This is a genomic window from Photobacterium pectinilyticum (assembly GCF_024357955.1).
GTDB classification, from domain to species: Bacteria; Pseudomonadota; Gammaproteobacteria; order Enterobacterales; family Vibrionaceae; genus Photobacterium; species Photobacterium pectinilyticum.
Window position 1 is genome coordinate 151,283 of the sequence record NZ_JANEYT010000002.1, and the last position, 12,691, is coordinate 163,973.

General features: G+C 51.6%; 14 protein-coding genes. 13 read left to right on the top strand and 1 reads right to left on the bottom strand.

All coding sequences use genetic code 11. The features are described 5' to 3' along the window. Positions 1 to 45 precede the first annotated feature (45 nt). The 9 genes from pilM to NHN17_RS01790 all read left to right on the top strand — a co-directional run bounded on the left by pilM (position 46) and on the right by NHN17_RS01790 (position 8,810). Positions 46 to 1,044, top strand: coding sequence for a type IV pilus biogenesis protein PilM (pilM, locus tag NHN17_RS01750; RefSeq protein WP_255040379.1), 999 nt, complete (start codon positions 46 to 48; stop codon positions 1,042 to 1,044). After that, positions 1,041 to 1,616, top strand: coding sequence for a PilN domain-containing protein (locus NHN17_RS01755; protein WP_255040380.1), 576 nt, complete (start codon positions 1,041 to 1,043; stop codon positions 1,614 to 1,616). Before pilM ends, NHN17_RS01755 begins: the two co-directional genes overlap by 4 nt. After that, positions 1,613 to 2,203 (top strand): type IV pilus inner membrane component PilO, encoded by a 591-nt coding sequence (locus NHN17_RS01760; RefSeq protein WP_255040381.1) that lies wholly within the window; start codon positions 1,613 to 1,615, stop codon positions 2,201 to 2,203. Before NHN17_RS01755 ends, NHN17_RS01760 begins: the two co-directional genes overlap by 4 nt. Beyond that, positions 2,200 to 2,724, top strand: a complete 525-nt coding sequence (locus NHN17_RS01765; RefSeq protein ID WP_255040382.1) for a pilus assembly protein PilP — start codon at positions 2,200 to 2,202, stop codon at positions 2,722 to 2,724. The genes NHN17_RS01760 and NHN17_RS01765 overlap by 4 nt, the downstream gene beginning before the upstream one ends. Before the next feature lie 23 nt (positions 2,725 to 2,747). Then, entirely contained in the window at positions 2,748 to 4,475 is a 1,728-nt protein-coding gene (locus NHN17_RS01770; RefSeq protein ID WP_255040383.1) for a type IV pilus secretin PilQ, read from the top strand. A gap of 211 nt (positions 4,476 to 4,686) precedes the next feature. Next, positions 4,687 to 5,205 (top strand): shikimate kinase AroK, encoded by a 519-nt coding sequence (aroK, locus tag NHN17_RS01775; protein WP_107349823.1) that lies wholly within the window; start codon positions 4,687 to 4,689, stop codon positions 5,203 to 5,205. An 18-nt stretch (positions 5,206 to 5,223) separates the two neighbouring features. Next, the gene (gene aroB, locus NHN17_RS01780) at positions 5,224 to 6,303 is read left to right on the top strand and encodes a 3-dehydroquinate synthase (RefSeq protein ID WP_255040385.1); all 1,080 of its coding nucleotides are present in this window, start codon (positions 5,224 to 5,226) and stop codon (positions 6,301 to 6,303) included. 15 nt (positions 6,304 to 6,318) lie between these two features. Further along, a complete protein-coding gene (locus tag NHN17_RS01785; protein ID WP_255040386.1) occupies positions 6,319 to 7,881 on the top strand; it encodes an SPOR domain-containing protein in 1,563 nt (520 codons plus the stop codon). A gap of 104 nt (positions 7,882 to 7,985) precedes the next feature. Then, on the top strand, positions 7,986 to 8,810 hold the full coding sequence (locus NHN17_RS01790) for a Dam family site-specific DNA-(adenine-N6)-methyltransferase (RefSeq protein ID WP_255040387.1): 825 nt from the start codon (positions 7,986 to 7,988) through the stop codon (positions 8,808 to 8,810). A gap of 27 nt (positions 8,811 to 8,837) precedes the next feature. Here the strand turns inward: NHN17_RS01790 and NHN17_RS01795 are convergent, their stop codons facing one another. Further along, on the bottom strand, positions 8,838 to 9,035 hold the full coding sequence (locus NHN17_RS01795; protein ID WP_255040388.1) for a DUF2970 domain-containing protein: 198 nt from the start codon (positions 9,033 to 9,035) through the stop codon (positions 8,838 to 8,840). A gap of 188 nt (positions 9,036 to 9,223) precedes the next feature. On the opposite strand from NHN17_RS01795, the gene rpe reads away from it, so the two are divergent. From rpe to NHN17_RS01815, 4 genes are all read left to right on the top strand, one after another. Next, positions 9,224 to 9,898 (top strand): ribulose-phosphate 3-epimerase, encoded by a 675-nt coding sequence (gene rpe / locus NHN17_RS01800; RefSeq protein ID WP_255040389.1) that lies wholly within the window; start codon positions 9,224 to 9,226, stop codon positions 9,896 to 9,898. Continuing rightward, on the top strand, positions 9,898 to 10,587 hold the full coding sequence (locus NHN17_RS01805; protein ID WP_255040390.1) for a phosphoglycolate phosphatase: 690 nt from the start codon (positions 9,898 to 9,900) through the stop codon (positions 10,585 to 10,587). The genes rpe and NHN17_RS01805 overlap by 1 nt, the downstream gene beginning before the upstream one ends. 87 nt (positions 10,588 to 10,674) lie before the next feature. After that, the gene (gene trpS / locus NHN17_RS01810) at positions 10,675 to 11,691 is read left to right on the top strand and encodes a tryptophan--tRNA ligase (protein WP_255040391.1); all 1,017 of its coding nucleotides are present in this window, start codon (positions 10,675 to 10,677) and stop codon (positions 11,689 to 11,691) included. Between the two features lie 129 nt (positions 11,692 to 11,820). Continuing rightward, positions 11,821 to 12,396, top strand: a complete 576-nt coding sequence (locus NHN17_RS01815; RefSeq protein WP_255040392.1) for an aminodeoxychorismate/anthranilate synthase component II — start codon at positions 11,821 to 11,823, stop codon at positions 12,394 to 12,396. The last annotated feature ends 295 nt before the right edge of the window (positions 12,397 to 12,691 follow it).

A 12,691-nucleotide genomic window follows, 5' to 3' on the forward strand; every position in this document is an offset into this window, starting at 1 on the left:
TAAATAAGTAATTTGCTTTTCTGTCTAAAGGGAGCATAGCACGGTATGTTTCGTAACCCACTAACAATTGGGGTTGATATTGGTCATCACAGCATTAAAGCCGTGGTCTTACGACAGAAGAAGTCAGGGCTCGAGCTAGTCGCTTTTGCCGAAGTTGTATTACCAGCCCCTGTTTTGAATAAGCAGCATAGCGTAAATGCTCCTGCTTTGTTGTCAGCAATGCGTAAATTAAAAAAAGCCCTGCCTTATGGTGCGAGGCAGGCGGTATTGGCGCTGCCTGACAGTGCTGTGATCAGCAAGGTTGTCCAACTTGATAGCCACCTAACTGAAGATGAATCGTTATTTGCCGTCGAGCAGGCTATCAGTGCTTCATCTCCCTTTCCTGTTGAAGAGCTACGGCTGGATTTTTCCCCGATGACGAGGGAGACATTCGGCGAGCAATCACAAACCCACCCAGTACAGGTTTACGCCACCCGTAAAGAAACGGTTGATAGCCGGGTGGCAGTAATGCGTCAGGCTCGGTTGGAGCCGACAGTGATGGAACTACAGACCCATGTTCTGGTATGGCTTGAGCAATATCTCGCCGAGCAACAAGGTATCGAGGGGGACTGGGGGATTGTTGACATTGGCCACACCATAACGGCCATCGGGATCAAAGCGCCTGCCGGTACTGTTTATCGGCGTGAAGTGTCATTCGGTGGCGAAGCGATGGAGCAGATCGACAATACATTTTCTGGCAGCGGGGATAGCACTGCCCGGGCTGAACAGTTCACCAAGCTACTGGCTGATAATTTAAAACGGCAGATCCAGCTTTATCGTACGACCTACCCACGCTCTGCTTTGGAGGGGGTTTGGTTGTCTGGAGATGGGCAAAACTTGATCCTTGAAGAAATGTTGGCGCGGATGCTTTCGTTATCGGTTCGTAAGATCCACCCACTGTCCGGCTTCCAGCGTTCCGCCAAGCTAGACATTGATTGGGAAGAGGAGGTTTACGGGCAGTATGCGGTTGCAGCGGGTTTGGCTATTCGAGGGGCAAGCGCATGATAGCCAAGGTCAATTTACTGCCGTGGCGGGAAGAGGGGCGTAAGCGCTATCGGCAACGTTTTGGTTTTATGCTAGCTGGCGCTGCAGCCATGGTTGTCGTACTGATCGGCCTTGTTGGTTGGCTGCTGGATTGGCAGCAGGGTATCCAATCGGGGCGCAATGCCCGGATCAGCCAAGAAGTGACAATGCTTGAGGAAAAGTTGGCCCTGTTGCCAGAAATGGATGCTCAGCGAGAAGCCCTGCTCAAGCGTTTATCTGTTATCACTGATATCCAACAAGGCCGTAACCATATTACCCAATTGCTAAGTTTGTTGCCCGGCCTGGTGCCACAAGGGGTCTATCTGGACGACATATCGTTGACCGGGAACAACGTCAAGCTCAGTGGTAAAGGAGAATCAAATGGACATTTGGCCATTTTGTTGGCCAATGCCGAGCAATCCGCCTGGATAGAGGGGATCACTATGCACTCTATCGTGCGTGCCAAGGAAGAGACCACGCTAATCCGATTCAAAGCTTCATTTGTGATCAACCCAGTTCAGCAGGCCCACCGTAATGAAGGAGGAGGGCAATGATAGATTGGCGAGAGCTGGAATTCGATGAAATGGCTGACTGGCCGTTTGCTGCCCAAACGGTCGTGGTTATTGTACTGGCGGGAATCATTGCACTCGCGGGTTCTTGGTATTGGGTATCCCCAAAAGTGGATGCACTCGAGAGGCTCAAATTACAAGAGCTGGAGCTGAGGATGCACCTGTCCCGTAGGGCTAATCAGGTAGCGGCGTTGCCGAAGGTGAGGGCTCAGGTCGGCATTTTGCAGGATCGCTACCAGCAGGTGGTGAAGCAGCTCCCTGAAGAGGAAGAACTCTCTAGCTTGCTGGCCAGTGTGAATGATGGTGGGGTGCGCAATGGCTTATTGTTCGAGCGGATTGAATGGGCGACCCGAGTAGAACATCCGCTGTATTTTGAATTGCCTATCCATATCAATGTGGTTGGACAGTATGAAGACATTGGCCGCTTTGCTGCCGATATCGCGCATATGCCGCGGATAGTTTTGCTGAAAGATATTGATTTACGCAGAAGCGAACCAGGGCAGTCTGAGTTGCGACTCAAGGTCTCAGCAACAACGTTTCGTTTTAAAACGCCACCCATGGAGGGGGGATGATGAATATCAAAATCTTGGCTTGGCTGGTGTTCGGGTTGGGGCTAACTGGGTGCCAGGCCAATGATGATTCTGTCGAGCAGTTCATCAACCAGACCCACCAACATGCGGTGGCACAGGTTGAGCCGTTGGATAAGCAGGAATTGTTCAGGGCCGAAGCGTTTGTTATGAGCCGCGATCGGGTTCCGTTCCAGCTTCCCAAACCAGATCTGGACGTGCAGGTACGCAAGGAGGGCAAAGTGTGCTGGCAACCGGCCGAGCGGAAACGTTCTTCCCCCTTGGAAAGCTATTCACTGGATCAGCTTAGTATGCGTGGGGTCATCGGTGGTGCGAGCAAGGAGTGGGCCTTGATTTATACCCCTCAGGGTAGTTTGGTCCAGGTTCGCGAGGGAAGTTATATCGGCCATAACCATGGCCGGGTGCTAGAGGTCACGGCTAATGAAGTGGCCATCGAACAAATCATGCCGGACGGTGACGGGTGCTGGTTAAAAATACCCGCGGCACTGAAGTTGGCGTCGCAATAAGTACCAGAATAGAGATGGAATGAATGACAAGGAATCTGTTGCAAGTCCTGCGATTGATGTGCGGGCAGGCGTTGAGGGGGGCGGGCATAGTATGGTTCGTGCTGTTACATAGCTCAGTGGTCGCCGCTGAGCCTTTGCCGCAAGTAAGCCGTATTGATTTTTCCCGTGGTGAGCAGGGGGCGGGCGTGCTGGAAGTGGTGCTGGCTAGCGGGACAGTAGAGGTTGGTGCTCGGCGGCTTGATGATCAATTGGTACTTGAGATCCCCCAGGTTGAACTGCCGCAAGAGCTGGTATATGTGCTCGACGTTAACGACTTTTCGACCCCGGTGCTAGCGGTTGAGACCTTCCAGAGTGAAAGTGGGGCTCGCTTGGTTCTGTCGGTCGAGGGCGACTACACGTATGACTATACGGCGAAAGGAGCTGTGCTGTTGGTCACTGTCCAACCGACACAGCTTCTCACTGGTGATTCCGTGGTGAACCCAGCTATTGCTTATAACAGCAAGCCGATATCGATTAACTTCCAGGACGTGCCGGTGCGTAATGTGCTGCAGTTGGTTGCTGAATATAACGATTTCAATCTGGTGGTATCGGACTCGGTCCAAGGTAACCTCACTCTGCGGCTGGATAATGTGCCTTGGGAGCAGGTATTGGATATTATCCTTCGGGCCAAGGGGCTGGATAAACGTGAGCAAGGATCGGTACTGCTGGTTGCACCGAAAGAGGAGCTAGCGCGCAGTGAGCAGCAAGTGATGGAATCTAAGCGAAAAGCCGAAGAGTTGGCTTCCCTGCGGTCGGAAATATTCAAGATAAACTATGCCAATGCCCTTGAGCTAGGAGAGCTTTTGCTGGGAACTGAGGACGGGATCAGCATGCTTTCCGTGCGTGGCTCCCTGCATATCGATGAGCGGACTAATTCATTGATTGTCAATGATATACCAGGTAGCTTGGCTAATATTCGCGATATCATCGCCGCGCTGGATGTGGCTGTCCAACAAGTTGAAATTGAAGCACGGATTGTCACCGTCAATGAAGGGGATGTGGATGAGTTGGGGGTGCGTTGGGGGATCCTCAATACCAATGGCAGTTCGACCGTGGGGGGATCGATAGAAGGTAACCTCGGCTCGGCTGGGCTGCTGAATATTGACGAATCTAATGCGGTGGAGAACTTCCTCAACGTCAATTTGGCGGCAACCCAGGCTGGCGCGTCGAGCATTGCGTTTCAGGTGGCCAAGGTCGGTGATATCTTGTTGGATTTGGAGCTGTCGGCACTGCAATCGGAACAGAAAGCCGAAATTATCTCCAGCCCGAGATTGATGACCACCAATAAAAAGACCGCGTATATCGAGCAGGGCACCGAGATCCCGTATCTCGAGGCATCGTCCAGCGGTGCTGTTACCGTGAGCTTCAAAAAAGCGGTCTTGAGCTTGATGGTGACTCCGCAAATTACCTCGGACGGCAATTTGGTGTTGGATTTGGTGGTGACCCAGGATAAAAAAGGCGAAGTGGTGCAAACCGGCACCGGTGAAGCGGTGGCGATAGATACCCAACGTATTGGCACCCAGGTGCTGGTGGCAAACGGCGAGACGGTGGTATTGGGCGGTATTTACCAGCATGCAATCAATAATGCTGTGCGTAAAGTACCGCTATTGGGCGACCTTCCGGTACTGGGGGCTTTGTTCCGCCATAAACTCGAAGAGTTGCAGAAGAAGGAACTACTGATTTTTGTAACGCCAAAAATTGTCTATCAGTGAGCTACTTGGCGCAATGTAGAGACAAAAATAGTCCCAGCATTGCGCCATAAATGAATAAATCCCCACCTAGCTATTGCCAACAGCGGCCTTGTCCTGAGATAATTTTCGATCTTATCACGAATTAAATGTGAGGAAGTTGGCGCCTCGGGCTTGATTTATCGAAGCCTGCGGGCGGTGTCGTTTTATTAACCGCGCGTAAATATTGCTAAAAATGGCTGAAAAACGAAATATTTTCCTGGTCGGCCCAATGGGTGCCGGCAAAAGTACTATCGGTAGACACCTTGCACAGCAGCTGCATATGGAGTTCTTTGATTCAGATACTGTAATTGAAGAGCGTACCGGTGCTGATATTAGCTGGGTATTCGATGTTGAAGGCGAAGATGGTTTCCGTATTCGTGAAGAAAACGTGATTGACGATCTGACCCAAGAGCAGGGTATTGTTCTGGCTACGGGTGGTGGCTCAGTAATGAGCAAAGAAAGCCGTAACCGTCTTTCTGCTCGTGGCATTGTCGTATACCTTGAAACGACGATTGAGAAACAGCTGGCACGTACTCAGCGCGATAAAAAGCGCCCTCTACTGCAAACAGATACGCCTCGTGAAGTGTTGGAATCACTTGCAGGCGAGCGTAATCCATTGTACGAAGAAGTCGCTGACTATGTGGTTCGCACTGATGATCAGAGCGCCAAGGTAGTGGCAAACCAAATCATTAAAATGCTAGAAGAGCGATAACCGAAAAGAGAGCTGACCATGGAACGGATCAACGTCAATCTTGGTGACAGAAGTTACCCAATATCAATCGGCGCCGAGTTATTTGATAACCCGGCGCTATTCTCACCTGTCATCCCGGCAGGCCGACGTGTTGTTGTGGTCAGTAATGAAACGGTAGCCCCGCTGTATGCAAAGCAGATCATCGGGACTATCCGCTCGCTGCCAAGCGAGGTCGCCTTACTGTCATTGCCTGACGGCGAGCAATACAAGACCCTTGATACCTTCAACCAAATCATGTCCTTCCTGCTTGAAGGCAACTATGGCCGCGATGTGGTTCTGGTTGCTCTGGGCGGTGGTGTGATTGGCGATGTTGTTGGTTTTGCAGCGGCTTGTTTCCAGCGCGGGGTGGACTTTATCCAAGTCCCGACCACGTTGCTGGCACAGGTCGACTCGTCGGTGGGCGGCAAGACTGCGGTGAACCATCCATTGGGTAAAAATATGGTTGGGGCGTTTTACCAGCCAAAAGCGGTGGTGATTGACAACCATTGCCTGAAAACACTGCCAGAGCGTGAGTTTGCTGCCGGTATGGCCGAGGTGATCAAGTACGGCATTATCGCCGATGGTGATTTCTTTGCCTGGCTCGAGCAGAACATCGACAAGCTTCAGGCTCTGGACAATGACGTGCTGAACTATGCGATTGGTCGTTGTTGTCAGATCAAGGCCGATGTGGTGGCTGCTGACGAAAAAGAGTCAGGGGTTCGTGCTTTGCTCAACCTTGGTCACACGTTTGGTCATGCTATCGAAGCTGAAATGGGCTACGGTAACTGGTTGCACGGCGAAGCCGTTGCAGCCGGTACGGTCCAAGCTGCTCGTGCTGCTCAATTGCAGGGGCTTATCAGTCCGGCAGATGTTGATCGCATTATTCGCTTGCTGGAAAAGGCCAACCTGCCAGTACGCGGTCCGGAAGGCATGGGCTTTGATGCCTATATCAAGCACATGATGCGTGACAAGAAGGTGTTGTCAGGTCAACTACGTTTGATCCTGCCAACCGGTATTGGTAGTGCTGACGTTGTGGCTGGTGTACCGGAAGATGTACTGCGCCAAGCGGTACAAGCCTGATCCTGTAGGTTGCCAATGAGTCGCGGCCTACACCTTACCCCGCTGGATTTGGACTCTCAAATCCAGCTCCTTTCTCGACTGCAGTTTCTCACTCGTTTCAGCTCTAACCTTATCCAGATAACGGGCACTGAAGGAGCCGGTAAAACCTGGTTGTCCCAACGCTACCTCGAACTCTGGGCCGGAGACTCTCGTCAGTCCTTGTTGCTTTGTCATCCAAATCAGCAAGATGGTCAACACCGCTCTATTATCCTTCAACAGCTTGCTCCCCGCGCCGTATTTAACGAACAAGATCCGCTAGGCCAGAGTCTTGAACGTCTATTTGAGCAACAGCCAGTCAATGCCCTAATTGTGGTTGATGACGCACATTTGCTGAGCCCTGAATTGCTCGCAGAGTTGTGGGGGGTAGTACAGCAGGCTCGCTTGTATCCTGATTGGCAGGTTAATGTGCTGCTGTTTAGCCATAGCGGCAGGTTGGACAAATACTTAGGCCAGTTAGTTCAGGGGCAGGGGAATGCACCATTAGAGGTGGAAATTAGCCCGTTGTCGGAACAAGAAGCCCAGTTGATGGTCGAAATGATGTTTGATGGCGAACACCTTGATGCACAAGGAAGGCGCAGGATCCGCGAGCATGCTTTAAGTTGTGCCCCGGCGCCCGGGGAGCTGCTCAAGCTTGAACTAGCAGAGGATAAGGATATGGCTGAACATAAATCCCGTGTGCTTTCGCCGGTGGCGTTACTGAGCGGATTAGTGGTGGTGGCGGTTGCCGTGATTGCGTGGTGGTTTGTGCCAGTTGGTGAAGATAAACCACTGGCAATCAGTGGGATCCCGCAAGCCCAGCTGGACAAGTTGCCCGAAGAGCCGGTGGGTATTACCACAACGAAACACGACGAGACCGGTGACAAGGGGCAAGAGCCAACATTGGTCTTTGACGACGACAGTGAAACCCTGCCGCCGGAAGTGTCGGTCGAGGGCCTGACTGTGGGTCGGCGAGATACTAACCCTCGGGTGGTGGTACCTTCCGATGTTGTCGATGCGATGCTTAATGAACAGAAGCTGGGTGGTACCGGCGAGAGGGCTGTGGAAGAAGGCAAACAGAGTTTGCAACCGATATTGCCTGAAGGAAAGCCAGTACAGCTGCCTGAAACGGAGCTACCAGACTCTGCGGCTCAGATGGAGTCGCAGGGAGAGGCTATCTCAGATGATAGTGTGGAGGGTGACGCTGCTGAGGAGGATGCTTCGACGATTGCAACCCAAGCCGCTACCGCTGAACCGACTGTTGAGGAGCTCGGCAGTAAGCTGCGTGGGGTCGCCCCTGCGCATTATGCCCTCCAGCTGGCTGCAATGCGTTCATTGCCGACGGCCGAACAATTTATCGTCGATTATGATATCGCAGCGCTGGCCGAGGTGTATGAAACCCGCCGCAACGGCGTGGCATGGTTCATTATCGTGACCGGTGACTACCCGGATGTGCAAGCTGCCCGTATCGCCGAAACCCGCCTGCCACCCCAGCTTCAGTCGGTCGAGCCATGGGTGAAGTCCTACCGTCAGATCCATACCGAAATGGATCGGGCCAAATAACCTGTTTCTTTGCCAGATATTTCTCTCAAGCGGTACAGACACAGATTGAAATGGTGTACAATCCGCCACCTTTCGTTACAAAGTCGGTATTGGTGGTTAGCTGAATGAAAAAGCATCGTGCATTCCTGAAATGGGCTGGAGGAAAGTATTCCCTGGTCGAGGAGATCGAGCGCCGCTTGCCGCCAGCACGTAAGTTGGTTGAGCCTTTTGTTGGTGCCGGCTCGGTATTTCTTAATACTGACTTTGAGCAGTATCTGCTTGCCGATATCAACCCTGACTTGATTAATCTCTACAATATCCTCAAGAATGATCCCGAACAGTATGTTCGCGACAGTAAGGCACTGTTTACCCCTGAGTACAATCAGAAGGGGGCATACCTTGAAATTCGCGAGGCGTTCAATAAAACCAAAGATCCGTATCTGCGCTCTTTGTATTTCCTGTACATGAACCGCCATGGCTTCAACGGCTTGTGTCGCTATAACAAGAAAGGTGGCTTTAACGTCCCGTTTGGTTCGTACAAGAAGCCGTACTACCCGGAAGATGAGCTGTATTTCTTTTCTGAAAAAGCCAAGCGAGCAACGTTTGTTTGTGAAGGCTATCAGCAGACCTTTTCGCGTGCTCGTAAGGGCTGTGTTGTGTATTGCGATCCACCTTATGCACCGCTATCGACCACGGCAAACTTTACCTCTTATGCGGGGAATGGTTTCAGCCTTGATGATCAGGCTGCTTTGGCCGATGCTGCTGAAAAAGCGGCAACAGAGCGTGATATTCCGGTGTTGATATCCAATCATGACACCACCTTGACCCGTCGCTTATACCATGGTGCCGATCTATCGGTGGTCAAGGTAAAACGTACGATCAGCCGTAACGGCAGTGGCCGTAACAAGGTGGATGAGCTTCTGGCTCTGTTCAAATCTTCCCAAGACTAGGCTTTCCTCGCTCTTACCTACCTATGGCTACCCGTTTGCGATTAAGTGGCTTAACGCGATCAGTAGTCCGACAAATACCGCAATAGCAGCGATACCGGCCAGAATGAACGGCAGCGGGCGCTGCTGGCTGAAATCAACTTCCCTGTTCTTTTCCGATTGTACCCCGAATAATGCCCCGGCAATGCTTTTTACCAAGTTGGGGCGCGGCGGCTTGTTAGTTGTCATGGCTTATCTCCTTATTTCCAAGCGATACAAGCCGGTTCAATCCCTTTCGATATGGGGTGGCTTGAGAATAAGTGTAGCTGCCCAGTAGCACGCCTGTCTTGAAATCCGGTAGGACATCATCTTGATGATCGGGTAGAATTGCGCCGACTTCCGATAACGTTTTCGTTTGTACCGTATAGAGGCTGAACATGAAGGACTTTTTGATCGCTCCATCTATCCTGTCTGCAGATTTTGCTCGTCTTGGCGAGGATGTAGAGAAAGTATTGGCTGCTGGTGCCGATGTTGTGCATTTTGACGTGATGGATAACCATTACGTACCGAACCTGACTTTTGGCGCCCCAATATGTAAGGCCTTACGTGACTACGGTATTACTGCGCCAATCGACGTACACCTGATGGTAAAACCGGTGGATCGCATTATCCCTGATTTTGCTAATGCTGGCGCAACCATGATCACTATCCATGCCGAAGCGACTGAGCACCTGGACCGCTCGGTGCAGTTGATCAAAGAGCACGGCTGTCAGGCGGGTGTGGTTTTCAACCCGGCGACACCGCTGCACTACCTTGATTACATCATGGATAAGGTCGACATGATCCTGCTGATGTCGGTTAACCCTGGCTTTGGTGGCCAGTCGTTTATCCCGGCGACGCTGGACAAACTGCGCGAAGTACGTAAGCGCATTGATGAGTCAGGCCGTCAGATCCGTCTTGAAATTGACGGTGGTGTGAAGGTGGATAACATCCGTGAAATCGCTGAAGCCGGTGCAGATATGTTTGTTGCAGGCTCGGCTATCTTCAGCCAGCCAGACTACAAAGCGGTGATTGATGAAATGCGTGCAGAGCTGGCCAAGGTTGAGCGCTAATGAGTCAGCTCAGCGGTATTGATTTTATAGCTTTTGATCTTGATGGCACGTTGCTCGACAGTGTGCCTGATTTGGCTGATGCAGCTGATAAAACCATGCGCGCCCTTGGGCGTGCAGGGGTGAGCGTTGAGCAGGTGACAACCTGGATTGGTAACGGGGCGGACATTTTAATCGGCCGGGCATTGAGCCAGAGTGTCGATGTTGACCCTGATCTCGATCCTGCACTGCACCGCGAGGCTCGCCAACTGTTCGATCGCTTCTACGAAGATGGCGGTCACGAGAAGAGCACGCTGTATCCGGGCGTTAAAGCGACGCTGGCAGCGTTTCATGATGTTGGGTTGCCGATGGCCATCGTGACCAACAAGCCGGCTCAGTTCGTGCCTCACTTGCTTGAAGAGCATGGTATCGCGGATTACTTTGTAGATGTGATTGGCGGCGATACCTTCCCGCTAAAGAAACCGGATCCGTATGCTTTGAATTGGTTGCTCGATAAACACCAGCTAAAAGCAGAGCGGATGCTGATGGTTGGTGACTCCCGCAACGATATCTTGGCGGCAAAAGCGGCGTCATGTTATGTTGTTGGGCTCACTTATGGCTATAACTATGGCCAGCCGATCAGCGAAAGTAACCCAGATATTGTACTGGATCACTTTAGTCACTTGGCAGAAGTGGTTAAACTAGGTAGCTAGTACGTTCGGTGTTGTACCGGGCTCTGATTGATATTATGCCAGCGGCTGATGGCCGCGGCTTTTTTTGTGACATAGGAAAATCTCATCATGACCAAACCCATTGTATTGAGTGGCGTACAGCCTTCAGGTGAATTAAGTATCGGTAATTATCTGGGTGCGCTGCGTCAGTGGGAACAGATGCAGGATGATTATGATTGTCAGTACTGTGTCGTAGACCTGCATGCCATCACGGTACGCCAAGACCCAAAAGCGCTGCATGAAGCAACGCTCGATGCACTGGCTATTTGTCTAGCTGTCGGGGTCGATCCGAAGAAAAGTACCTTGTTTGTCCAGTCTCATGTGCCTGAGCATGCTCAACTGGGTTGGCTACTGAACTGTTACACCCAGATGGGTGAGCTTAGCCGCATGACCCAGTTCAAGGATAAATCACAGCGCCACGCGAACGATGTTAACGTTGGCCTGTTTGGCTACCCGGTCCTGATGGCGGCCGATATCTTGCTATACGGCGCTCACCAGGTACCAGTAGGCTCAGACCAGAAGCAACACCTTGAGCTGGCACGTGATATCGCGACCCGTTTCAACAACATCTACGGCGATGGCGAGGCGATCTTCCAAGTACCTGAGCCGTACATCCCAACGGTAAATGCCCGTGTCATGAGCCTTCAGGATGCAACCAAGAAGATGTCGAAGTCGGATGACAACCGTAAGAATGTGATCACCCTGCTGGAAGAGCCGAAATCGATCATCAAGAAGATCAACAAGGCCCAGACAGATACCGAAACGCCACCGCGTATCGCACACGATATCGAGAACAAAGGCGGCATCTCTAACCTGATGGGTCTGTACTCGGCTGCAACCGGTAAGACGTTTGCTGAAATTGAAGCGCAATATCAGGGCGTTGAGATGTATGGCCCGTTCAAGAAAGACGTGGGCGAAGCGATTGTTGCGATGCTGGAGCCTATCCAAGCTGAATACCACCGTGTCCGTGCTGACCGTGCTTACCTTGATCAAGTAATGAAGGCGGGTGCTGAGAAGGCGTCTGCACGTGCGGCAGAGACCTTGAAGCAAGCGTTTTCTGCTGTAGGCTTTGTTGCGCGTCCGTAGTGATACAACTAGACCAATAATGTAAAGACAGGAAACCGGCCATTGGCCGGTTTTTTTTCGTCTAGGCTTGCCTTTCTGCTGTCCTGCTGCAAAATAGGCCGCTGTAATTTTCAGGGAGCAGCAGTACCCATGCTATTGATGATCGATAACTACGACTCGTTTACCTATAACCTGTATCAGTATTTTTGTGAGCTGGGGGCGGAGGTGAAGGTCGTACGTAATGACGAAATCGATATTGCTGGTATCGAGGCGTTGGCTCCTTCCCACCTGGTGATTTCGCCTGGTCCCTGTACGCCTGATGACGCGGGGATCTCACTTGAGGCGATCCGTCATTTTGCCGGTAAGCTGCCGATCCTTGGTGTTTGCCTTGGCCATCAGTCCATTGCTCAGGTGTATGGTGGCGACGTCGTTCGTGCCCGCCAAGTGATGCACGGAAAGACCTCCCCGGTTGCCCACACCGACTGCAGCGTATTTTCCGGGTTGAACAACCCGCTAACGGTTACCCGATACCATTCGCTGGTGGTGAAGGCTGATACGCTGCCTGATTGCTTTGAAGTCACCGCGTGGACGGAAAAAGACGGCGAGCGCGATGAAATCATGGGCATCGCCCACAAAACCTTGCCTATCGAAGGGGTCCAGTTTCACCCCGAAAGTATCTTGACCGAGCAGGGCCACCAACTGCTGGCGAATTTTCTGCGTCGTTGAGCGTATAGGCATATGGGCAGCAGTAAATGCTGCCTAGCTAAGTGGCAGCATCATTTTTCGCCGATCCAATTACTTCCTCCCACGCTGAAAACGACCCACCTCAGGCTTTTTGCTGTCTTGATGACGCGATCTTTGTCACCTTTATTAACATTCGTTTATCTTTTTTGAATTTTTTGGCACGGAAAGATTATGCACAACCCAGGGTTGTTTCATTTTTATTTCCTTGCAGGAAAAACACCTTTTAGTGAATTGGGCTTAATAAGTTTTCCCCAACCCCGCATAAATATGTATTTTG